The sequence below is a fragment of the Paracoccus sp. (in: a-proteobacteria) genome (genome assembly GCF_047605025.1).
In the GTDB taxonomy this organism is placed as follows: domain Bacteria; phylum Pseudomonadota; class Alphaproteobacteria; order Rhodobacterales; family Rhodobacteraceae; genus Paracoccus.
The window spans coordinates 1-22409 of sequence record NZ_JASGGO010000045.1 but is presented as its reverse complement, the minus strand read 5'-3'; the positions used below and the strand labels follow the sequence as shown (position 1 = coordinate 22409).

The 22409-nt window shown below is 66.2% G+C and carries 24 protein-coding genes, 1 tRNA gene and 2 pseudogenes; 4 read left to right on the top strand and 23 right to left on the bottom strand.

What is annotated here, in order from left to right; translation table 11 throughout:
- Positions 1-8: 8 nt before the first annotated feature.
- Positions 9-85 (top strand) — tRNA-Met (locus QM682_RS18000).
- A gap of 242 nt (positions 86-327) precedes the next feature.
- Here the strand turns inward: QM682_RS18000 and QM682_RS17995 are convergent.
- The 15 genes and pseudogenes from QM682_RS17995 to QM682_RS17925 form a co-directional block, all read right to left on the bottom strand.
- Positions 328-1473 carry an XRE family transcriptional regulator gene (locus QM682_RS17995; RefSeq protein ID WP_415132252.1) on the bottom strand — a complete coding sequence of 382 codons (1146 nt, stop codon included), beginning with the start codon at positions 1471-1473 and terminating at the stop codon, positions 328-330.
- Positions 1424-2089, bottom strand: coding sequence for a hypothetical protein (locus QM682_RS17990; protein ID WP_415132250.1), 666 nt, complete (start codon positions 2087-2089; stop codon positions 1424-1426). The genes QM682_RS17995 and QM682_RS17990 overlap by 50 nt, the downstream gene beginning before the upstream one ends.
- 557 nt (positions 2090-2646) lie before the next feature.
- On the bottom strand, positions 2647-2886 hold the full coding sequence (locus QM682_RS17985; protein ID WP_415132248.1) for a hypothetical protein: 240 nt from the start codon (positions 2884-2886) through the stop codon (positions 2647-2649).
- The gene (locus QM682_RS17980) at positions 2883-3551 is read right to left on the bottom strand and encodes a YcbK family protein (RefSeq protein WP_415132246.1); all 669 of its coding nucleotides are present in this window, start codon (positions 3549-3551) and stop codon (positions 2883-2885) included. The genes QM682_RS17985 and QM682_RS17980 overlap by 4 nt, the downstream gene beginning before the upstream one ends.
- 65 nt (positions 3552-3616) lie before the next feature.
- A complete protein-coding gene (locus tag QM682_RS17975) occupies positions 3617-3850 on the bottom strand; it encodes a hypothetical protein (protein ID WP_415132244.1) in 234 nt (77 codons plus the stop codon).
- Entirely contained in the window at positions 3850-4593 is a 744-nt protein-coding gene (locus QM682_RS17970; RefSeq protein ID WP_415132242.1) for a DUF2793 domain-containing protein, read from the bottom strand. Before QM682_RS17970 ends, QM682_RS17975 begins: the two co-directional genes overlap by 1 nt.
- A 13-nt stretch (positions 4594-4606) precedes the next feature.
- A pseudogene (locus QM682_RS17965) lies at positions 4607-7105 on the bottom strand (baseplate multidomain protein megatron); the annotation flags it as partial.
- Positions 7106-7567: 462 nt separating this feature from the next.
- Positions 7568-9007, bottom strand: a pseudogene (locus QM682_RS17960) (baseplate megatron protein TIM-barrel domain-containing protein); the annotation flags it as partial.
- Positions 9008-9010: 3 nt separating this feature from the next.
- Positions 9011-9472, bottom strand: coding sequence for an NlpC/P60 family protein (locus QM682_RS17955; protein ID WP_415132240.1), 462 nt, complete (start codon positions 9470-9472; stop codon positions 9011-9013).
- Positions 9473-9641: 169 nt separating this feature from the next.
- Positions 9642-10526, bottom strand: coding sequence for a DUF2163 domain-containing protein (locus tag QM682_RS17950; protein ID WP_415132238.1), 885 nt, complete (start codon positions 10524-10526; stop codon positions 9642-9644).
- Positions 10523-11149: a TIGR02217 family protein gene (locus QM682_RS17945; RefSeq protein ID WP_415132236.1), complete on the bottom strand. Its 627-nt coding sequence runs from the start codon at positions 11147-11149 to the stop codon at positions 10523-10525. The genes QM682_RS17950 and QM682_RS17945 overlap by 4 nt, the downstream gene beginning before the upstream one ends.
- Positions 11149-13563: a tape measure protein gene (locus tag QM682_RS17940; RefSeq protein WP_415132234.1), complete on the bottom strand. Its 2415-nt coding sequence runs from the start codon at positions 13561-13563 to the stop codon at positions 11149-11151. Before QM682_RS17940 ends, QM682_RS17945 begins: the two co-directional genes overlap by 1 nt.
- Positions 13556-13690, bottom strand: coding sequence for a hypothetical protein (locus QM682_RS17935; RefSeq protein ID WP_415132231.1), 135 nt, complete (start codon positions 13688-13690; stop codon positions 13556-13558). Before QM682_RS17935 ends, QM682_RS17940 begins: the two co-directional genes overlap by 8 nt.
- 185 nt (positions 13691-13875) lie before the next feature.
- On the bottom strand, positions 13876-14226 hold the full coding sequence (locus tag QM682_RS17930) for a hypothetical protein (RefSeq protein ID WP_415132229.1): 351 nt from the start codon (positions 14224-14226) through the stop codon (positions 13876-13878).
- Between the two features lie 2 nt (positions 14227-14228).
- Positions 14229-15173 carry a phage tail tube protein gene (locus tag QM682_RS17925; RefSeq protein WP_415132227.1) on the bottom strand — a complete coding sequence of 315 codons (945 nt, stop codon included), beginning with the start codon at positions 15171-15173 and terminating at the stop codon, positions 14229-14231.
- 78 nt (positions 15174-15251) lie between these two features.
- Between QM682_RS17925 and QM682_RS17920 the strand changes: the two genes are divergently transcribed.
- Entirely contained in the window at positions 15252-15674 is a 423-nt protein-coding gene (locus tag QM682_RS17920; RefSeq protein ID WP_415132254.1) for a thermonuclease family protein, read from the top strand.
- A gap of 17 nt (positions 15675-15691) precedes the next feature.
- Here the strand turns inward: QM682_RS17920 and QM682_RS17915 are convergent, their stop codons facing one another.
- The 4 genes from QM682_RS17915 to QM682_RS17900 are packed head-to-tail and all read right to left on the bottom strand — an operon-like array spanning position 15692 to position 17416.
- On the bottom strand, positions 15692-16120 hold the full coding sequence (locus QM682_RS17915; protein WP_415132225.1) for an acyl-CoA transferase: 429 nt from the start codon (positions 16118-16120) through the stop codon (positions 15692-15694).
- On the bottom strand, positions 16117-16737 hold the full coding sequence (locus QM682_RS17910) for a DUF6441 family protein (protein ID WP_415132223.1): 621 nt from the start codon (positions 16735-16737) through the stop codon (positions 16117-16119). Before QM682_RS17910 ends, QM682_RS17915 begins: the two co-directional genes overlap by 4 nt.
- The gene (locus tag QM682_RS17905) at positions 16734-17048 is read right to left on the bottom strand and encodes a hypothetical protein (RefSeq protein ID WP_415132221.1); all 315 of its coding nucleotides are present in this window, start codon (positions 17046-17048) and stop codon (positions 16734-16736) included. The genes QM682_RS17910 and QM682_RS17905 overlap by 4 nt, the downstream gene beginning before the upstream one ends.
- Positions 17048-17416: a DUF2190 family protein gene (locus QM682_RS17900; RefSeq protein ID WP_415132219.1), complete on the bottom strand. Its 369-nt coding sequence runs from the start codon at positions 17414-17416 to the stop codon at positions 17048-17050. The genes QM682_RS17905 and QM682_RS17900 overlap by 1 nt, the downstream gene beginning before the upstream one ends.
- A gap of 68 nt (positions 17417-17484) precedes the next feature.
- Between QM682_RS17900 and QM682_RS17895 the strand changes: the two genes are divergently transcribed.
- Both QM682_RS17895 and QM682_RS17890 read left to right on the top strand, forming a co-directional pair.
- Positions 17485-17718 (top strand): ribbon-helix-helix domain-containing protein, encoded by a 234-nt coding sequence (locus tag QM682_RS17895; protein ID WP_415132217.1) that lies wholly within the window; start codon positions 17485-17487, stop codon positions 17716-17718.
- Positions 17719-17721: 3 nt separating this feature from the next.
- Positions 17722-18012 (top strand): type II toxin-antitoxin system RelE/ParE family toxin, encoded by a 291-nt coding sequence (locus QM682_RS17890; RefSeq protein WP_415132215.1) that lies wholly within the window; start codon positions 17722-17724, stop codon positions 18010-18012.
- 2 nt (positions 18013-18014) lie between these two features.
- On the opposite strand, the gene QM682_RS17885 is transcribed toward QM682_RS17890, so the two are convergent.
- The 4 genes from QM682_RS17885 to QM682_RS17870 form a co-directional block, all read right to left on the bottom strand.
- Entirely contained in the window at positions 18015-20048 is a 2034-nt protein-coding gene (locus tag QM682_RS17885; protein WP_415132213.1) for a prohead protease/major capsid protein fusion protein, read from the bottom strand.
- 3 nt (positions 20049-20051) lie between these two features.
- Positions 20052-21587 (bottom strand): phage portal protein, encoded by a 1536-nt coding sequence (locus QM682_RS17880; RefSeq protein ID WP_415132211.1) that lies wholly within the window; start codon positions 21585-21587, stop codon positions 20052-20054.
- Between the two features lie 2 nt (positions 21588-21589).
- Positions 21590-21793: a phage head-tail joining protein gene (locus tag QM682_RS17875; protein WP_415132209.1), complete on the bottom strand. Its 204-nt coding sequence runs from the start codon at positions 21791-21793 to the stop codon at positions 21590-21592.
- Positions 21793-22409 (bottom strand): terminase gpA endonuclease subunit (locus tag QM682_RS17870; protein WP_415132207.1); only part of this gene is annotated, 617 nt, incomplete at its 5' end. The genes QM682_RS17875 and QM682_RS17870, both read right to left, overlap by 1 nt.

Sequence of the window (22409 nt, the reverse complement as noted above, 5' to 3'; positions counted from 1 at the left end):
AAAATCGACGCGGGGTAGAGCAGCCCGGTAGCTCGTCAGGCTCATAACCTGAAGGTCGTAGGTTCAAATCCTACCCCCGCAACCAAGAAATCACACAAAAACAAAGCCTTGCGCCCCGCCTCACCGCGGGGCTTTCTGCTGTCACGCGCCGACTCAACACCAACTCAACAAAAACGGCGGACGTGGGGCGAGGGCGGGCAGGTCAGGCTGCCCGTCTTCCGAACTAAGGCCGATAGGGGCCACGCGTGCGCGGCAACGTCAGCTTCCGATCTCAACCGCCGACGATCCGTTCAGGCAGGTTGCGAACCTGGCATTAAGCGTCCATCATCAATCACGAGAGGCAATAAGGCGGAGCTTGGGCTTTGTAGCCGCAGCTCTCACGGGTTCCGGTGGAAGAAGACCGTGCATGACCGCGAACTCTTCAGGTCCGATACGGACGGCATCTGCAAGTTCCTCCATCTGATAGCCAAGCCCTGTAAGGTGCATGTCCACCAACTGTCCGGCGAGCTTGCCCGCCTCGGGCTCAATGTCGAATTCCTGCGGTTCACGCGTCCTGTATCCCGACGCGCTCATTCTCTTGTAGAGTAAGGTCGCTGCTTCATCTGTGATCGCCCTGAGAGCTTTCGCCCGATAGATCAATGCAGACATTGCTGTACGCCACTTCTGCTTAAGCTGCCCGAGCCTCGGAATGGAAAGGCCGCGCTTCAGGTCAGGCAGTACGCCTTCGCCCGGCATCAGCAATTCTGCGGCAAACTCGTTCGCTTCCTGTTCCATGCCGTCATATGGATATGGATGCAGGACAACGTGCCCGTACTCGTGCGCTAAACTAAACCTCTTCCGATCAGCTGGACGATTCCTGTTCAACACGACAACTGGCCTCATACCCGGTGGGCGCAATGTAACACCGTCAATGTCTGCTTTTCCAAAGTCGCCATCCACAACGAGAATACCTGTGGCCTCGACAAACTGGGTGAGGTTTTGGATAGGACCACAGCCCAGCTGCCACGATGCCCTGACCTTCTGTGCCGCTTCGCTCGCGGACGTGACGCCATTGGCATTCACGCTAACGCTGGATTTGTCGTTCACGACTTCGAATTGCAACAGTGGAAACTCGGGCTCGAGGTCAACAGCATCCAACATTTTGCGAAAATGGATCACATAAAGGTTGGCCAGTGCCACCACTTCATGTTGATCTTTCGCCGATACAGATGCCTTCTTTCGGAACGCGGCACCATGCAAACTCATGGGCGTTCGATATAGCGGCTCCTGCTCGTAGAAAAAGCGAACTGGGAATCCCAAAACACGCGCAATCGACTGGATCTCTTCCTGCGAAAGCGCGTCTCTAGTGCCGTTTTCAATACGGGAAATCGCGGCTTGCGCGACCCCCGTCTCATTGGCCAATTCCGTTTGTGTCTTGCGTCGCCTATTCCGAGCTAGAAGCAGCATCCCCCCGTTTATCGGTTTTGCTGCCATTTTCGTCCTGTTCTCCCATCGGCTTTTTGATCTTGAGTTTCGACCCGACCGGCCCGTCGACCACCGGGTATCCGCCGGTGATCGCTTCAGTCGTCGATTTGGCTGGGCGGTGGATCTCGATCATCCGCTTGTCGACCCCATCGGCGAACCGAATGAACGCCTTTGCAACCTTCATGCCGGTACCACTCAGGGAGCAGGCGAGGAAGAACAGCAGGCGATCCGGTGCGGGAACGTTGTACGGAATCAGCGACGGCTGTTCTTCAATGTCACAAATGGTAAAGTCGCAGCCTGCGTTCTGGTGGGTAGATTTCGAAGTGCCCCCGCGAGGGCCGCACAGGTGCAGTTCGAAGCTTACGTCATGCTCGACCCCTTCATGGGTAAGGCGCGCAATGACCTTGTTGCTGCGACCATCGGCGATATGGACTACTTCCATGTCATGCGCGACCAAGTCCGCTTCCGTTGCCGCGTCGCGCAACGCGCCATTGAGAACAGACCCTACGCCCCGCGGGTCGGAAATATCAACGAACGGCACGCGGGACAGTCCTGCCAGCGTAGCCTCGAGTTGCTCAATGAGCGCCCACAGGGGCGGTTCGAACCGCTCACGGGCAGACTGCAATGCGGAGTCCCTGTCCAACGGTGATTCGCCCTTTTCTTATGCTCGACGCCCTCTCGTATCATGCCGAAGTGTCCCCGTCAAAATATTCACATCTTAATTCAGCGTGTGAATATTTTGATACGCCTTGCTTCCGCGAGGCACCGGAAGCCATCTGTCCGAGGTGCGATGGAGCCGCCGCTGTCTGCCTCCGGCAACACCCTCCACAATTGGAGGACAGATCGCCGAGATGGCACAGCCTAAGTGCACAACTGTGCCCACTTCCACGAGGGACAGGCTTCGGCATCCGTGCGATCATCTGCGCGCAGCGAATCCCTGCCTGCCGTTTTTTGAAACCGTGAATCCGTGAGACCCTGGCCGGGCATGCTGCTGCGGTCGAGGCGTGTGGCGCTGCCCGGCCCGGTCTTTACCTGCAGGCGCGGGCTTGGTCGCGCATCACGGCATAATCACTCAGCATCCGGACGACCGTGGCGTTCTCCGGCAGCGCTTCGACCTCGGATGCGGCACGGGCCTGATCGGTGGCGCTGTAGGCGACCACGGGCGGGCAGGGTGCTTGCGCTTCAGAACCGGCCGTCGCGCAGGCGGTCAGCGAGAGCATCGCGATCATGAGGACGGCGGCTGGCGGCATCGAGCATCTGGCGGTGGATGGCATCGTTTTTCTCTCGGGTTGCAAGGCGTTCGGCCGCGCGGCCGGCCTTTTCGCCGGTTCGGCGCGCGCCGAGGATGAACAGGAGGATGGTGGCGGCGAGCGCGAGCCAGGGCAGCGCCCGCCGCCACAGCGGGGCGAGGACGGTGATCACCGCCGCCCCCGCTTCCAGTCGTCCAGCCGGGCGTAGATGGTCACCGCGATCCCGCCGAGGGCGAGAGCGACGAACAGCCAGCGCAGGCTGTCGAGATACGGCATTATCGGCGTGATTGCGTCCTGTGCCTCGGCCAGCGCAGATTGGATGACCTCGACGCCGGCCCCACCGACGGTGCCGATCCCGGCCACGCCGCCGCCCTTGATGGTGCGGCTGTCGGCCAGATGCTCGCGGGCAGGGACCGCATCGGCGGCGAAGCGGCTGGCGCGCGGCGGGAACGGATCGCCCCAGGACCGGGCGGGGCCGGTGTCGATATGGACGAAGTTGGAGCGGGGATAGGTGCCGATCCCCTTGAACCCGGCCTTGCGAGCCATGGCGATGAACGCGGCCGGATCGTGGTTGGCCATCGAGATATCGAAGGCGCATCCGTTCAGATGCTGCGATGCCGGGGCACCGCCGACACGCTTGTTGTGCTCGGGACTGCGATAGGCCGAGTTCACGATCATGGGTTTGCCGAGCATCACGCGCAGTTCCTGCAGCTTGTCGAGGGCATCCTCGTTGATCTGGATCTTGCCGGTGCCGCGACAGGCAATCTCGGCCGGCGAGAAGTTCGGCCAGCGCCAGGCTTTCGCCGGAACATTTTGCCAGTGCTGATAGAAGCTCATGCTGTCTCTCCAAATGAAAAGCCCCGCTCGATGGCGGGGCGGGCGGGGTGATCGGGTGGTGGGGTTCAGTCGCGTGTGCTGCGCTCGAGCAGGCGTTTGATGTCGGCGCGCATCTCGCGCAGCATGTCGTTCTGTTCGCGGCGGGTCTCTGAGGAGGTCTTGCGGTCGGCCTCGAGCTGCTTTTCCAGCCGTTCGACCTCGCGCAGCGCGGTCTTGGAGATCCCTTCGAGACGGATCAGCCAGACGCCGAGGCCGGTCGCGGCCATGATCGCGCCCCACCATTCGCGGATCGTGTCCATCAGGCAGGCGCCCCGCAGGTCAGGTAATGGATGGCAATGCGCACCGCGCCGCCGGTGAAACTGCCGCCATTGGCGGTCAGCCGGATCGGGGTCGCTGCATAGAATGCTTGCGGGCCGACCACGCCGATGTTGCTGCTGCCCGGCGAAACCCCCAGAGAGCCGCCGAATTTCGAGGTCTCGCCGGCGATGCCGCAGTCGAAGGACGCCGCACCGGTGATGGCGGTGACGACGCGACAGGACACGCCGAGCACGATGGCGCGGTCGGGGATCACGATGGTGGAGTTGCGGCTGGCTCCCGACAGCCCGGACAGGGTTTCCTCGGCCACCGCGATGCCGGTGGTGGCATTGTTCGTCCCGCGCGCCACCGCCACGTTGGCGGATTGCGCGATGAATCCCATGGCGCTCGCCATCGGAACCCATGCGGTGCCGGTCCAGACGATGGCCTGCGCCTCGTCCACCGCCCAGGCGAGCCAGCCGGGCGCGGGCAGGATCTTCATCCAGGCCCCGTCGATCCAATAGGCGATGCTGCCATCCCAACCGGCCCATGCCCCTGTCGCGCCGGTCGCGGGAATGTATCTGTCCCCCTCGGACGGGGTGGCAGGCGGATCGGTCAGGCCACGGGTGATGACCGAAAGCTGCACGATGCCATCGAGCAGCCGCAGGGCCTCGTTATGGGTGACGTGCTTCTGGGCCTGCGCGGCCATGATGAAGGGCAGCGCGAGGTGCGCTGTTGTATCCGGCATGGTGGTCTCCTGTTCAGAACCAGAGGGTGGTGACGGGGGCTGCGCCCGCGCCATAGGCCTGCCCGATCTGGGCAATGCGGATATCGAGGGATGCGCCGGGGCCGAGCGGTGCGCCCCAATCGGCGGTCTGCTGCGCGGCGGTGTAGACCGCGCTGGCGGTCGCAACCGTCAAGGATCTCTTGACACCTGCCCCGTCGAGGATCTCGATCTGCCACGCTTCGCTGGCCTCGGTCATGGGGATCTCGACCGCGTTCCAGTTATCGGCGGCGAGGGATCGGTCTCGCCGGATCCAGCGGATGGTGAGATCGCCGGGCACCCGCGCCCGCCGCCATGGCTGCTCGACATGGACCGCCGAGAATGGACGCAGGCCCATGGCGCGCGGGGTGAACGTCTGGGCCACATAGCTGTCGTCGCTGACCGGGCGCGAGGCAGGTCCAACCCGCCAGTTCCATGGCAGGCCCAGATCGGCCTCGTTGATCGGCAGGGTGGCCAGCATGGTGTCCAGCACCACCACCCGCGCGCCCTCGGGAACCATCGGGGCCATGTCAGGCTCGGTGCCCCGCTGGCCGCGCAGCAGGCGCGACAGCCGATAGCGCCCCGGCGCGAGCAGTTCCGCCGTTCCGAACTGCAACACCTCCCATGCCCCCGAAGGCTGCTCGACGGCCAGCGTGTTCTCGCCACCGAACAGGCGGATATCCGTCACGCTTTCCAGCGTCCCGGCCAGCAGATCGACATAGACCGAGTTGCCAAAGTCAAAACGAGAGGTCGGCCCGGAATAGAGGTCCGCGACCAGCGCCCCCATGCGCGCCCTGCCGCTGAACGTGGTCAGCAGTTCGAACCCGTCCTGATCCGGGCTGCGGAACACGGCCATCTGGCCGGGCCAAGGCTTTGCATGGGCGGCGATCAGCGGGTGATGCAGGCTGTGATCCTCGCGCAGTTGCGGCAGGTCCATGATCTCGACCAGCGGAGCGCCGAACACCACCGGCCGCGCCAGCGAAGCCGCGCGCGGGCTGCCGGGCGGCAGGTCATAGGCACCCCGATCCTGCCTGATGGCCTCAATCCCGCGCGCTTCCGCATCCGAAATGCTGAGGATCCGCAATTCGGCCAGGCGGCCATCATGATCGAGCAGGATCACGTCGCCGGGATCAAGCGCCAGCCGCGACGGCGGCAGGCTGAAACTGCCGGTCTCGCGCCCTATCCATGCCTCCATCAGCGCGCGACGGCAGCGCCGGTCGGCTTCCTCGGGCGGCACGGCCATGGGGAAGCTGTCCGAGGACACCCGCGCGGCATCCACGGTGATGCGGCGGGATTCGACCGTGATGCCGTCATAATCCTCATCCGCCCGCGCGACCTGCCATTTCAGGGCCTGCGGCAGTTCGGTTTCCTGCCCGCGTGTCAGTTCCATCACATCGCCACGGCCCGCTGCCACCATATCGTCGGGGGCAATAGTCGCGACCGGAGCGCGGCCTCGCATGGTGAAGCGGATCACGCCGCCGCTCTCGGTCGCGTCGAACCCGAAGTGCCGGGCCAGCATGGTGATCGAGGTTCGGGGCGATTCCAGCGCCGAGATCACATAGCCGTCCACCGCGCCGGTCAGGCCGGAGACGTCGATCCATGCCTCGGGCAGACCCGCGCGCAGGCAGAGGTGGCGCACCAGCGCGGCGAGCGAAACCGCGCCCAGCCGCCCGGTCAGCCAGTGCCCCAGCCGCCAGTTCGCGCCATCCGACCACAGGTCCGAGAGTTCGGGGAAGAACGGATAGGGGCGGGCGTCCCATGTCCACGCGGCGCATTCGGAGGTGTTGACCATGCGCCCGGCATATTTCGTCGAGGCGGGGTTATTGGCCGGGTCGCGCCAATAGAGATAGGTGGCCTCAAGATAGGCCCGCTGGATGGCATCGTCGCGCCAGCCGCGCGAGAAATAGGGCACGAAACTCTCGGAGGATTTCGGGTCGTAGAACACGTTCGGCTGGTTCGGTCCCCGGTCGATCGCCGGGCAGCCGAGTTCGGTGAACCAGATGGGCTTCGACTGCGGCACCCATGCGGTTGGCGATCCCGACTCCACCCCGGCCGGCCGGTTGAAATGCTGGTTCGACCACCAGCCGTGAACATCCTTGTATCGGAACACCCAAGGCTTCCCGATGCCGTCCGTGATCGGGGTGCGGGTCTGGCTGATCCGGTCGCCCTCGCTGGCATAGAACCAGTCGAAGCCTTCGCCCCGGGTGATGTTGGATTGCAGATAGGCCCGGTCGTAGATCGAGGGCCAGACCTGCGCGTCAAGGTGATCCCAGCCGTCGCGCCAGTCGGCGAGCGGCATGTAATTGTCGATGCCGACGAAATCGACATTGGCATCCGCCCAGAGCGGATCGAGGTGGAAGAACACGTCCCCGCTGCCGTCCTGTGGATGGTGGCCGAAATATTCCGACCAGTCGGCGGCATAGCTGATGCGGGTGGCGGGCCCAAGGATCGTGCGCACATCGGCCGCCAGTGCGCGAAACGCCGCAACCGCCGGATAATCGGGAATCGCGTCGAGGAAATGGATGCCATGGAAGCGCCACTTTCCGTTCGGGCTGCCTTCTGCGAGATCGATGCGAATGCTGTTGATCGCGGTCGAGTTCTTCCAGTCCTCGCCGCCCGATTGCAGGGTCCACATATCCACGACAACGCGGGTCCGCACCCCGACCGGGGGTTCGGGGAATCGCCTCTGGAAGCCAAGCGAAAGGGGATGGTTTTCCGAAGCGAACAGAACCCGCCCCATCCAGGTTCCGGCGGTTCGTGCGGTGACAACCTCCATGTCGATCACCATGAACCGGGCTGCGCCGCCATTCATGACGCCCATCGACGTCATGGCAAGCCGAGGCGTTGTACTGTTCGGTGCCAGTTCAACACCACCACCCGCGAACATCGGCGATGCCATGGCTACGGTGGTCCAGCCATTGAGGGTGGATGCGAACAGCCAGCTTCGCCCCTCGATTGAGGCGCGGATGGTGGTCAGCCCGCGCATTTCCGATCCGATCAGGAAGGCATCGACACCACCCGCGACCGCGCAGAGCTGCGCATAATGCAGGATCATGCGCCGGAAACCCCAATCCGCGCCGCCAGTCCAGGAGACGGAATCCACGTTGATGACAAAGTCCGACGGTTGGGCGCTGCCAAAGAACGCGGCAACATCGTCTGCGGCCAAGGTGGTCTTGTCGATGGTGCCCGCGAATCCGGCGGCGGGCGAGCAGGTGATCCGGCCGCGCCAGGGCAGCACCGGCTGGCCGATGGTGGCAGCATCGTCGCTGTAGGGATCGGACAGCGTGTTGCCTTCGGGGACATCCATCATCAGGAACGGATAGAAGGTGACGCGCCAGCCGCGCGCCTTCATCTCGCGGATCGCCTGCACCACCGAGAAATCGGCAGGGGTGCCGCCATAGACCGGCTTGCCGTCCTTGTAGCTGACCACCGGCGCGGCGCTGCGGGGAACGCCGTTGACGATCCACGCCGGATTGGTGCTCTTCTGTGCAAACTCGACCTTGGGCCGGATCGTGCAATTGCCCACCCGCAGATCATCGCCGAACCACGAGACCACCAGCGAGGCGCTCTGGACCTTGGGCACCATGGCCTCAAGGCGGTCGAGCGAGACCAGCATATCGGCGGTATTGGCCATGGCGTTGACGTTCTCGGCCGCGCTGCCGCCCGAACCATCGGTCCTGCGGACGATGCCGGTGGCATAGGCAAATTCGCCGGATGCCGGGATGATGGTGACGGCGGGCACCAGCCCCTCGGCGGTGTCGGGGTCATCGAGCGGGCGAAACACCTCGAAGGAGAATTGCGGGATGCGGTTGCCGAAGCGCGCCAGCGCCAGTTCCTCGAACACAACATAGGCGGTGCCGCGATAGGCCGGGGTGCTGCCTGCGCCCATCTTCGCGGCGATGAAGGGATCCGGGGCCTGGGCCTCGTTCCCCGGATACCAGCGCCAGGTGTCCTCGCTCAGATCCACGATCTCGCCATCGGCCCAGATCCGGCCGATGCCCGTTATCGGGCCTTCGCACAGTGCGACGGCGAAGCTGGCGTAGTAGAGATATTCGGTGGTGGTCACCTTCGGCCCGCCGCCCTTGCCACCGCCCTGGCGGGTGGTGTTCACCTCTTCGCGGAAATCGGTGGCCCAGATGATATTGCCGCCAACGCGCATCCGCCCGTAGAGGCGCGGGATAACCACGCCCTCGGTTGCCGAGGTCACGCGCAGGCTGTCCATGCGCTGACCCTCGATCCGCTGGCCGGGCAGCAGCGAGGACACGATCCAGCTATCCACCATCGAGCCGACGCCCGAGCCGATCATGCCGCCGATGGCCGCGCCGGAAAGCCCGAGGATGGTGCCGCCGAATCCGGTGCCAATGGCGGTGCCGACTGCGCCGAGAAGGATGGTTGCCATGGGTCAGGTCTTCTTCTTGCGCCGGGCTGGTGCCGGGCGCGGAAACAGGAAGGCGAAGGCGATGCGCCGCCGCCATGCGATGGTCAGCGGTTCCTCGATCACGCCGAGCCGCTCATAGCTGTGGATAAAGCTGTCGGGGCCGGTCAGAATCCCGACATGCTTGACGATGGCCCCCGCCCGCATGCGGAGCAGCACCACCGCGCCGGGGCCGGCCTCGGCAGGGTCGATGCGGATCAGCACCCGCGCTGCGCTGTCGGCCAGAACCTCGCGGCCCCCGGTTTCACCCCAATCGCGGCTGTAGGGTGGCACGGGCAGCGTCTCGGACCCGACCACCTCGCGCCAGACGCCGCGCGCGAGGCCAAGGCAGTCGCAGCCGACGCCCCGAACGCTGGCCTGATCGTGATACGGGGTGCCCAGCCAGCCGCGCGCGGCGGCAACGACTTTCTTCGGATCGGCGGACTTCACAGCGCCGCCGCGCCGACCAGTTGTTGCAGATCGTGCAACAGGTGCGCTGCCCATCACAACACCGCCCCTTCATGCCCACCATCGGTGGTGGCATAGCGGATCCCGTTCGGCGGGCAGACGGTCCCCCGGACCCTCTGCTGATCCGCCTCACCCTGTCCCGGAATATGCGTCATAATACTTCCCCCTCATAGCCACCGCCCGATGTGGCATAGCGCAAGACTGCGTCTTGCCCTGGTATGTTGGGGAAGCCGCGGAAGTTCAGCATGTTCGCGAACTTCGCCGCGCAGGTTGCGGCCCGCTTGTCGCAGCCGGCGCGGATGATGAAGCCATGACCAAAGGCAAGTGGGCGCATCGGCGCTTCCAGAAGCGTGATGGTGACGATGCCGGATACGGCCTCGTGCGTCATCACCTCGGCCAGCCGGCCGTTGTTCGGCCCCGATGTCCATTCGAGATGCCCGAAGGCGAACCAGCCGCTCTCGAACTCGCCGATGCCCAATGCGGTGAAGGCCCGGTCGCGGATCGGATCCATCACCACACCCCCGGAGGAAAAGGCCGGGTTGTTCAGATCGACGCGGCATCGTCCATCGCCCAGCGCCGCATCACAGGTGCCTTGATAGACCCGGCCAAGGGTCTGACCCAGCACATGCGCCATGCTGCGGACCTCGGCCACGAAGGCGATGCGGCCCCGGCGCAATTCGCCGATGGCTCCGCGCCGCAGCAGCACCCGCTGGGCTGCATCCTGCCAGTTCACCCGCCAAACCTCGACCAGCGCATTGTCCCAGCGTCCGTCGAGAATGTCGGTCTCGGTGATCCGGTCGGAACTCAGCGCCCCCTCGGCGTCCTGCGAGTCCACGGCCAGGTCGGACCCTGCCCGGATTTCCGAGGCAGACAGCCCGCTTTCCGGCTCGAAATCCGTGCCGCTGAAACTTAGCACCCTGTCGTGATCGGTGAAGCCCAGAACCACACCATCAGCACGGGTGATCTTCCAGCACCACGCCAGCGTGGTGGTGTCATCGTCCAGATGGGCTTGCTGGGCGGGATCAAGGGCCTTCATCGCCGGACCTCGATCAGGGGAATTGAGGTGATCGAGCCGAGGCGCTCGATATCGAGGGTCACGTCCAGCAGATCGCTGTCGAAACGCACCGGCACGTCGAATTCGAATCCCGCCCGGACGGTCACGCCGTTGCCGGGCGCGGCGGCGAAGGTGATGATGCCGGTCGCCGGATCGACGGACCATCCCGAGACCTGCTCGACGCCGCCCAGGGCCACGCGCGCCGTGCCGGCCACCGGCCTAGTGATCGTGCGGGTCCAGGTGCGCGGCCCGGAGGTGTATCGCTTCACAAGCTGGAAGGCGGTCTGGGTGCCGTCGCCGGTCCCGATCTGCTGGTCAGCGGAGGCGGGAGTGCCGGATGGCGGGCAGGATTTGTAATCCGACCAGTCCTTGAACCGGAAGCCGTAGAGCCGCCCGTTGCGCGCCTCGAAAAAGGCAACCACCGCCGCCAGATCGTCGGCGCGGCGGATGCCGTAGGACACATCGTAGCGGCGGCGGCTGTCGGCCCATGAGGCGTTGCGTTCCTCGTCCCCCGACGCCAGTTCGACAATCTGGGTGCGCCGCTCCGGCCCGCCGCGCGCGCCGCGGCTGATATTGTCCGGGAACCGGACCTCGTGAAATGCCATTACATTCCCCTCCTGCCCATGGAGACCGCGCGGGCGATATCCGCGCTGATCTGTGCGCGGCTCTGCCGGAAGGATTCCGCATCGCGCGCGGCGATGTTGATGGTGACCGGGTTGCCGTAGGAGGCGGCATCCCGGCGCGAGAGAACCCGCTCGCCCTTCTGCAGGATTGCGGGCACCTCGTCCGAACGCAGGCCGGCCCAGCCGCCGTTGTGCATGCGGGGAGCGCCCGCGAAGGCCATGGCGGGCACCATGCGCCCCGGCCCGCCGCTGCCGACCTCGCCGCCGCTGTGGAACAAGTTGGCGAACAGCCCGCCCGCACCGAGACCCGGCATGAACCCGGACAGGATCCCGGCGAGCGGTCCCAGCAGGAAGCGCCGCGCGCCCAGCTTCGCCAGATCGGCGAGCATCGAGGTGACCAGATCGCGGAAGTTCAGCTTCCCGGTCTTCACGAACTCGCCGATGGCGTTCTCGGCACCCTGAAAGGCGTTGATCAGCGCGTTGCCGATATCGCCGCCGATGTTGCGGGCCTTGTCGGCATAGTCCGTCAGGGATTTCGCCACCGCGTCCCAGCCTTGCAGGGCTTCGTCCGCGCCGTCCTTGGCATCCTTGCCCGCCTTCTTCCCGGCCGCACCCGCGCGACCGGCGGCACCGCCGGCCTTGTCCGCAGCAGTTGCCACGCGGTTGGCGGCATCGGCTGCGTCATCCAGCGCACTGGCGCCTTCCTCGCCCGAAGCGGTGACGGCATCCTTCAGCGCCTGCCAGCTTTCCAGCGGCGCGACGGTTGCGGCGGCAAACTCGCCGGCGGCATCGAGATAGCCGGCTGCCGCCGCGCTGGCTTCGCTTGCTAGGTCGCCGAACAGGTCTGGGGCCTCGACATAGGTCTTGTTGAACGCGGCCACGAATGCATCCGCAGCGGCGGTGCCTGCGGCCGACGCCTCGCCCTCGAATGGATTGTCGATCCGCCCGAGGGCGAATGGATCGAGGGTGCCGATCTGCACACCGCCCTCGCCGACGGCCCAATCCGGGAGCATGGCGAGGGCATTGTTGATGCCGGTGATGAAGTTGTTGATCCGGGTGACGACGCCGTTCAGCATCGCCTCGACGCCGGCAATCAGCCCGTTCGCGGCCTGAAAAGCGAAGTCGCCGATGGCACCCGGCAGCTTGCCCCAGACGGCTTTCACCGCCTCGAATGCCCCGGCATAGATCGCGATATATCGGTCGGCCGCCGTGGCAACACCCTGCACGGTCGCATCCAGCACCGTGAACACCACGGCCCGGAATCCCTCCCAGCCGGCCGCCAGCAGGGCGAAGGACGCCTGGAAAGCGGAGCCAATCCGCTGGCCGACCTCTTTCGCCAGCGCGCCGAGCAGCCGGAACGCCGTGCCGATACCGCCGACCGCCGCGACCAACTTGCTGAACTGGTGGATCAACTCGCCGGCTGCGACGATGATCGCGCCGATGCCGGTGCGGATCAGCGCCGTGCGCAGGGCGGTCAGCGCGGTTGCGAGGCTGAACGTCGCCACGCGGGCGGCGACAAAGGCCGCGACCCAGCGCCCGGCCATGAAACCGGCGAAGGCAATGCCGATCAAGGCGAGGCGCTCTAGATTGTCCGCGAGCAGAATGAGCGCGCTCGCCACGGTCGAGGACGCGCCCAGAAGCTGATCCCAAGTACCGACCAGCGTCAGGGCGGCGTTGCCGATCAGGGTGAAGGAGTCAGTGATGGTCGCCGGCATCGAGTCCGCTTCCTCGCGCAGCAGTTCGAGATTGCCGACCAGCGCCGTGCGGATCACGTCGCCGGTGATCTTGCCCTGCTGGCCCATCGTCCGCAGCCCAGAGACCGTGGTGCCGAGTTCTTCGGCCAGCAGTTCGGCCACCCGGCCGCCGGTCTGGATCACGGTATTGAGGTTGTCGCCCGACAGCTTCCCCAGCGCCATGGCCTTGGAAAGCGCATTCTGCACCGAAGCCGCGCGCTCGGCCTTCGCGCCGGAAACCACCATGGCGTTGTTCAGCGCCTCGGTGAAATCGAGGCTCTCGGCGGTGGAAAGCCCGAGTTCGCGCAGCGCCGTGCTGTTCGCCAGCCAGCTTTCCGCAGTCTGGTCCAGACCGGAATAGGTGCGCCGCGCCATGGAGGCCAGACGCTCCATGACCGCCGCGCCCTTTTCCTGCGATCCGGTCGCCAGATCGATCCGAGAGCGCAGGTCGGTCCAGGTATCGGCATATTGCGCCACCTGCCGGATGCTGAGCGCGCCCGCGGCGATCCCGGCCAGGCGGCGCAGCATGACGCCGGCGGTGTCGATCTCCCTCGACATGCGCTGAAAGCCGCGCGCACCGGCATCGCCCACGCCTTCCAGTTCTGCGCGGACCTGCCGGCCGTTCTCGGCGACAAGTCGGACGGATACCTTCTTTTCAGCCATCGCCTCTGCTTTCCTCGATCTTCTCGTTGGTTTTTCGGATCATCACCGTCTCGATGGCGGGCAGCAGTTCGGCCACCACCATCGGCTCGATGCCGAGCGCGCGGCCCATCGCGAGGGCCGCGCTCATGTCCCAGCCCAGCACCGCGCCGGGGATGGCCCGGACCTGCCCGCCGAGGCGGCCGGTCAGATCCCAGACTTGCCAGCCTTCATGCGTCTGCGGCGCGCTCTTGCGCGTCGGGCAGTCGGGGCAGCGCGAGGGGCAGGCCGCGCAATAGCTGTCGCCCCCGCCGAAATGCCATTCGGCGAGAGCGATCAGGCGTTTTTTTCCGCGTCCAGAACCAGATGCGGGCCGAGAACCTCTCGCTGAAACGCCTCGAACACCGGCCAGATGTTCAGCAGGGCGTCGATGTTCTCCGGCGAAATCGGAACCGGCTCTCCTTCCTCATCGCCGACGCCCTCCCATTCAGTGACCACGCGGCGGGCGACCGCCTGCGCCATGGCCACCGCCAGCACCTCCTTCGGGGCCTCGGGATCGAGACCGTCAAGGCTGGCGTCGGCGCGGGCCGAGGCCATGACGGCGGTGGTGACCGGGGCGGTCTTGAGGCGCAGGCCGGGCAGAAGATCGACCCAGCGCGGCTCGCTCGAGAGGTTCAGACGGATCATGGTCAGTATCCTGAAACAGAATTGACAAGGGTGATGGTGGCCATGCGAGCGGGGCTGGCGGCTTTCGCGGCCTGCCAGTCGAAAGTGGCCTGAATGCCCTGTGGCCCGGAGATTTCCAAACGCGGGCGGGGCAGGTAGACGGCGTGGACCGTGACGGTCAGGCTCTCGCCCGAGACCAGCGTGTAAGCGAATTCGAGTTCGCAGGGCGTCCCGGCCACGGCCTGGTCGACCAAGGTCATGTCGGCGAAGCGCACCTCGATATTTCCGGTCAGCGCCGCAATGGTCGGGTCCGCGCCGTCGATCATGCCGTCGTTGCGGATGGTCTCGATGCGGTCGAGATTGTTGGCATAGGTGATCTGGGCCGAGACCACGTTGCCGAGGGCCGTGCCGTTGCGCGTGATCGAGCCGTTGAAATGCCCGAACCGCACCAGATCGTAATCGCTCGGGGATCCGGCCTGCGTTGCACTGTTGACGGTCTCGCCCTGCGCGACAAGCTGCGCGCTGGCGGTCAGCAGGCCCGACCGCTGCATGGCCCACGATAGCTGGTTGACCATGACGCCGGTATACATGGCGAAGCGCGGCACCTCGGGCATGCCGGTCTCGATCGCCATCGACGGCAGCGTCCAGTTCCCGGTCTGGAATGTGTGCGTGTAGGGGCCGGGCGAGGTGCCCGTGGTGGTCGGGGTACTGAACGCCGCCTTCAACCAGAACCCGAACGCCTCGGCGTCAATGGGGATGGTCAGATCGCCATCAGCGGTGATCGCATCCTTGATCGGGGCCAGCGGATCGCGGCCATAGCCCAGCAATTCCGAGGACAGCAGCGGCTGCTCGGCGCTGAGGGTCGAAGCGGCGAAGGGCATGCGGTGGAACCCGCTGGCGGGGGCGGTGCCGTAGACAGTCTCGAACGCGGCCGCGAGTTGCGACCGCGCGCCTTGTGCGCGAGCCATATCCTGTTTTCCTCTCTCTTATTGTCGATGATCGGTCCATGCCTTGCTTCGGGCGTGCTCTGCGGGCATGGGGTGCGGATGCTTTCCAATCTCACCCGCCGATTCCTTCCTTTCGTCGCCCTCGCCTTTGTGGGGCTTGCCATCTCGGTTTCACCGGCTGTTGCCGATTCCAATGCGCCGACCGTGCTGGAGGCCCGTGTCAGCAAGGTTCTCGACGGCGATACCTTCACGCTCAGCGGTCATTCGCGCCGGATCCGGGTCTGGGGGCTGGACGCGCCTGAATGGAACCGGCCGGGCGGTTCGGCCGCCACTGCGGCGATGCGCTCGCTGATCTCGGGCAAGACCCTGCAGTGCCGGGTCCGCGACATGGACCGCTATGGTCGCTATGTCGGCCAATGCTTTCTGCCCGACGGTCGCGATATCGCCGCCGAGATGATCCGCCAGGGCGTGGCCACCGAATATTGCCGCTTCTCACGGGGCTATTACGGCACTTGTCGATAGATCACGGCTTCACGCCGTCAGGCGAGCGGGTCGGAACTGGTGTAATGCAGGGTCAGGACAAGAACCGCTGCCTTGATTCCTGTCGCGCCCTCGACAGCAAGATCAACCGGCTCGGGCGCATCCGCCTCGATCCAGTCGCAGAACCCGCCCAGCGTCCGGTCTGCCGCGATGGTCAGCCCGACCTTCTCGGCAAGAACATCGAATGCCAGATCGAGGCCGTTCGCGCCGCGCACGAATGCTTCGATCTCGACACGGTGCTGCCAGTGATAACGCAGGGGCGAGAGCGTGACCTCGGGTTCGCCGGGCTGTCCGTCGCGCAGGATCAGCAGCCCGGCGGCGGGGATCTTCTCGGGCAGCACCTCATTGCGCAGGACCGTGGCGCCGTTCCCGATCCCTTGCAGGGCCGTGAACAGGGCCGAGAGGACGGTTTCTCGCTTGGTGGTCATGATCTCTCCCAGCGGGATACGATTGCGCCCGGCAGGGCGTTGATGGCGGCCTTTGCCGGGCGTTCGAGGTCGAGCCGCTTGCGCAGTCTGACCTGCGGCACCAGCAGGAAGATCGGGATCGACGCGAGGCCGCGCCCGGTTTTGGATCGGGATACGGTGGCGCGGCCATTCTTCGCCATGCGGGCCTCGGCGATCAGCAGGCTGGGACCGGTGCGGCGATAGACGAAGATCAGGCGCAGCCCGGTGCGGGCCTCCCATTCACCCGGCGTCGGGCGTTTGCCACTGCGGTTCTTGCCCGCCGCATCGGTCGGGATCGCCAGCCAGAACCCGTCCTTCGACCGGATCAGCGGGCCGGTGTCATGGGCATCCACAAGCACTGGAGCGCGGGTCCAGACCATGGAGGCCGCGTTCATGCTGTTCTTGTGCTTCGGCCAAGTCTCCGACCGGATGGTGCGGGCCAGCCGCTGGCCGAGGCTCGCGCCGATAACCTGTTGACGCCATGCGTCTTTCAGCGCAGCGCCCGCATCCCGGATCCCGAAATGCACCGCCTTCTCGCCCGCCTTGACCTCATCGGCCATCAGCTTGGCGATATCGGTGATCGAGGCCGACAGCCTCATACCGGCCTCAGATCGAGGGTCCAGACCAGTCGTTCGCGGTCGCGCGCAGGCTCGCCTTGAACCTCAAGCGTCTCGCCGTCGATCACGATCCGGTCGCCCGGCGCGGGCGCGAGCACCTGCGCGACCATGACGTCGGCGCGCACGGTTTCTGACCAGACGCGCGCCCCGCCATAGGTGGTGAGATCGTCCGGGGCCTTGCGGATCGCCCGGATGGTGGTGCCGGGCGGAACCCCGCCCGGTAGCCATGTTGCGTCCACCGCCATGTGCGGATCGGCGAAGATCCTCGTGATGGCGGCGGCGAAGGCGGTCATCAGACCGCCGCCCCGTTCAGACGGACCCGTCCGATGATCTCGCCCGCGCCGGCCGCGACGGCGATGGTCGCCACACCGATCAGCGTGTTGCTGGCCGAAGCGGTGGTGCAACGGGCGTTGGCCGCATCCCAATAAACCCGCGCACCGACGGTCCACACCTGGGAGGGGGTCTTGGGCAGGTCATAGATGCCGGTCAGGTTCACGACGACAGACGATCCATCGCCAATTTCAACCGGGCCGGTGCTATTGGCGACGACACCGAAGATGTCGCCGATCAAAACCCCTTCCCCCGCGACAAGCGGGGTGCCCATGGCGATATCTTCCGCCAGGACCGTGATGGAGTTACCCACCGCGACGAAGTTCTTCATGGAGTGTCCTTTCCGGATGGTTGCAAGGAGTGCGATTTATTCCTACCTTCGTGGCAATGGAGGTTCCCATGGCCGCAAAGATCAGCATCTCGATCACCGACGAACACGCCGCGCTGCTGCAGGACGCGGTCAAAAGCGGTGACTATGCCTCGTCCAGCGAGGTCGTGCGCGAGGCGCTGCGCGAATGGCGTGGCCGTCGCCAGGTTGGCCAGCTTTGGGACGAGGGTATCGCCAGCGGCAGGGCCGAGGGCGCGACAATGGCCGGAATCAAGGCCGAGGCCCGCCGCCGTCACAGCCTCTGACCCATGCCTCAGGTGCATTTTACCCATGCCGCCCGCGAGGATCTGATCGCGATCTGGGCGCATATCGCGGCGGACAGCCCGCAGGCCGCCGACCGGGTGCTGGACAGGCTGGATGCGGCGGCCGAAGTGTTGGCCGCGCATCCGAGGATCGGGCCTGCGCGCGATGATATCCGCCCCGGCCTGCGCTATCTGGTCAGCGGCAATTACCTGCTGCTCTATCGTGTCGTCAGTGAAGACGAGGTGGAGATCGTCCGCGTCACGCATGGCCGTCGCGATCTTCTGGCGCTGTTCTGACCTCACGCCGCCGCGCCGGGGTTTTTCCAGAGACCGCGCCAGTCGATGGCCTTGGCGGCGAAGTCGTGTCGGGCCTTGATCTCGATCCCGTCCACCTCGAAGCCCATGCGGGTCTCGGTGAAGACGCCTTCCTGCCCGTCGAGATAGGCGTATTCCACGGTGTCGATGCGGGCGGGGTCGGCGGCGAGGAACCATGGATCCTGCCCGGCAGCCGGGATCAGGCGCGGTTCCTCGATCACCTCCAGGCGACCCGAGAAGGTGTTGACGTCCGAGGTGCTGGACGGCGTGGTCGCGGTGACCTGCTTGCGCGCCTCGACCGAGCGCGAGCCGGGCGGGACGAGGATGAAGCGAGGCAGGACCGAGATCAGCCGTTCCTCGGTGCCCTTCTGCTGACCGAAGGCGCGGTAGGCGGCGGCCAGCGCGGCTTCCGAGATCACCGAGGCGGTGCCGAGGTTGCCATGATTGGCATGGAACAGCGCCGTGCCGTCGCCCATGTTCGGGTTCTGCATCAGAATCGAATAGACGATATCCGATTCCAGATCGGCGGCCGACGCGCCGAAGGCGGCTGGGACGCGGGCGAAGGCATCGAGATCGTCGTTGATCAGCGACTGCCGGGTGAAGGCGATGATGCGGCCATAGGAGGCCAGCGCATAGACCTCCTTGCCCTCGCCGATGGTCCCATACTGGAACTCGCCGGATTCCAGCACCTTCTGCAGGTCGGGGGCGCCGCCAAGCTGGGTGCGCTGGACGGGGCGGAAGTCGGTGATGGTGGCCCGGCGCGCCCAGGCCGCGAAGGTGCGCGGCGTCGAGGCATAGGCATCGCGCAGCGTCTTGTTGGCGACATTGGCGAGGATGGACGGGAAGTCGGACGTGCCGTGATAGCCGACGCCTGCCCGCTGGCCCAGCGCGGCCCCGGCCAGTTCCATCTTCGACATGCCGCCGGTGCGGGTGCCGCTGCGTTCCACTGCGTGTCGGGCCATTTCCATCAGAGACAGGCCACGGAACTCGCGCGCGCCGCTCGAAATCTGGCCTGCGCCGGGGTTGGCCCGGTGCGTCAGCGCCTCGGTCATGGCATCGCGATAGGCGATATCGCCATTGCCGCGCGCCTGCGCCGGGGCCAGTTCGACCGTGCGGCCGGAGGTGTCGTTGTCGACCAGCTTGTCGAGGACCGCCTCACGGGCGTCAGCGACAGAAACACCCCGCGCGATCAGGTCGCTCTGGAACGCAGCATCCAGACCGTGCCGGGCGCAGAGCGTCATGATGGTGCTGACGCGGGTGCGTTCTTCCGCGCGGATGGCTTCCACGTCGGCCGGGGCCGGGGCCGCTTGCGCGGGGGCAGGGGCCTGCGCGGGGGTTTGGGCGGCGCGGTTTTCATCGCCACCCGCCGGATCGTTTTCGTTTTCCATGGTGCGTCCTTTCGGAGAGGGGGGTGCGGCGGCGGCCGCGTTGCCTGCCCTCGTGACGAGGGTGCAGGAATTGCGCCGGGCGTCGAGCTGCCCGGCCTCCGACCGCATGCCGGCACCGGGATCGGCACCGATGGCGACGGCGGAGATCTCAACGGGTTCCCAATCGACGGCGCGATAGAGCGCGCGCTGGCCGCCGTCGGTGCGGTCGGCCTTCGCGACCCGCTCGAAGCGGTGGACCCGGTAGCCGACCGAGACGTTGCGGATGATCCCGGCCTTGATATCGCGCCAGATCGGCTCAACCTCGTCGCGCTCTGACAGGCGGATGCGGGCGAACGCCCTGCCGCCTTCGATGCGGATCGAGCCGTCCTCGACCACGCCCAGAATGCTCGACAGGCTCCAGGACGAATGGGAATTCAGGAAGGGCGCACCGCTGTTGAGCCGATCGAGCCGCATCGCGTTCGCTGATACGACCAGTTCCTCATCGAATTCCTCGTCGCGCGCCCAGGAATACCGGCGCACCTGCGCGCCCGTGGTCCAGAGAACTTCGAAGGTCCGGGCGGTCTCATCGACGGATTGCAGGGTTCCCGCCCGCCCGATCACGGGCAGGTCGAGGATTTCCTCGTTTTCCATGGTTTACTCCTGATTTCCGGCGCCCGGCGGCGCGGTCGGATCGGTGGTCTGCACAAGGCCGGCCTTGGTGACCTTGCGCGGGTCGCTGTCGAACACGAGGCCGGCGGCATCGGTTTTGGCGGCGAACTCCGCCCATTCGGCGATGGTCTCGGCCGGGTCGTAGCCCCGGCGGGCGATCTGCTGCGGCAGGGTCGAGAACCCTGCGCGCACTTCCAGCAGATCGGCCTGCACGTCCTGCAGCGGGTTGACGCTCTCGAACTTCGGCGGCCCCCATTCGGCGAGGATCTCGCTATCCGGCAGCAGGCCCTGCGACTGCGCCCGCTCGATGAACCAGCGCCAGATCGGCTCGCAGAACATCGGAATGACGGTCTGCCACTGGATCTGTTCGACCATGCGGCGGAATTCGTTCAGCCCGGCGCGGGTGGAGGAGAAGTTCGCCTGCGACAGATCGCCGGTCATCAGCGCATAGGGCACCCGGAACCCGGCCGCGATGATGTGAAGCTGGGTCCGGTGCCATTCGTAGACGCCGGCGGTCGAGGCCGGCTGGTTGAACTTGATGTCCTTGCCGCCCCGCGCATAGGCGATCAGGCCCGGCTCGAACTGCTCGACCCGGTTGCCGTCGGCGTCCTGAATGACCGGCGCAATCGACTGCTGGTCCTCGTCCGCGCCGAACACGATGCCGACCATGCAGGCTTCGGTTTTCTTGCGGACCAGTTCGGCGGTCTGCCAGTCGTCAACGTCGCGGATCGCGCGCATGGCGGGCGTTCCCCATGGGGTGCCCCGGCTCTGGACGCGCTGGCGCTCGAACAGATGCGCGACCTGCGCGGCGTCCACGCGCACCGATTCCAGCCTGCGGGTGAAGATCGGGGAATTGCCGCCCGGATGGTCGGGGAACATCCAGTAGGCCCGGCGACGGCCGTTGCGGTCGTATTCGATCCCCTGGTCGATCCTGATTCCATCGGCGCGATTGTCGAACTTCGCGCCATCGAGGTGATCGGCCTCACGCAACTCGATGCGCAGGGGCACGTCCCGGCCGCGCTCGCCGCGCCCGACGGAGCGGGCCAGCGCGAACACCTCGCCGCCCTCGATCATTTCGCGCACGGCGAGGGCGAGGATGCCGTGGAAATCCGTGTGGCCGTGCTGGTCGCAGCGCGCCGACCATGCCTTCCAGAGCGCATCGACGCGCTTGTTGAGACCCGCATCGGCAGTCGCTGCGCGGGGCCGGATGCCGGTGCCGACGATATTGTTGACCAGCACCTGCACCGCCTGCGCGGCGATGGGGTTGTTGCGCACCAGATCGCGCATGCGGTCGCGCAGAGCCGCCCCGGCGGTGGCAATCTCGGCATTCGCCGAGGTGCCGCCCGCCTTCCAGCCCGAGGTGCCGCGCCCCTTCGAGGCCGCCTCGTAGCTGCGGCGCAGGTTGGAGATCGCCACGCGGGCGGCATAGCGCCGGGCGGCGGATCGGGGCGCGACGGTGGCGAGGGCGGCATCCATCAGCCCCCAGCGCACCTCCGGGGTGATATCGGTCGGTTTCGCCATGATCAGTTCCGCCGGAAGCTGGCGAAGCCCGCGACGGGCAGCGGACGGCCGGAACCAGCGGCCATTTCGCCCTCTATCGTGCGGATGCGCTTCAGCAGGTCGGCGGCAGAGCCATATTCCAGCGTCTTGCCGTCATAGCTGACGCGCAGGGTGCCCGAGGCATAGGCCCGGCGCAGGGCGTCCAGTTCGCTCTCGGTCCATGCCATCAGAACCAGCTTCCTCTCGGTCGGTTGCCAAGCCAGCCCGACGGACGGGGCGGCGGCGGTTTCAGCGCTTGCCGGTGCGGCTGCCCTGCCGGGCGCGTGTCAGTTGTTCCTTGTCCGACCTGCGCGCGCAGATCGTCCCATTTCACGGCGTCCCAGCGGTCCATGCCCATCAGCCAGGCGCTCGCGCGGGCGTAGACCCGGCAGTCCAGCGCCTCGTTCCTGTCGCGGGTCTGCTGCCATTCGAGGCGCTGGAACCCCTGCCGGGTCTTGATGGTCATCAACTGCTCGGCGGTAAGCTGCTTCGTCCATTCCGCCGTGGTCCCTTTCGGGATGTGGACATATCCGGCGGGCCAGCCGGTGCCCTCGGCGATGTCCTCGTCCGTCGGCGCGGCGAGGCGCAGGAAGCGATAGGTCTCGGACTTGAACACCGCGCCCGCGACCTTCCAGAGCCGCACCCCGCGCCGGAATTTGCGCCCGCCCTCGGTCACATCGACGTAAGTAGGACCGTCGACCGGGGTGGAGCGGTCGAAGCCGCCGACACCCTTGATCGCGATCACCTGGCCGTGGCCCATCTTCCGGCACCAGCCATAGACCGCATCCGTGGTCGCGCCGTCGC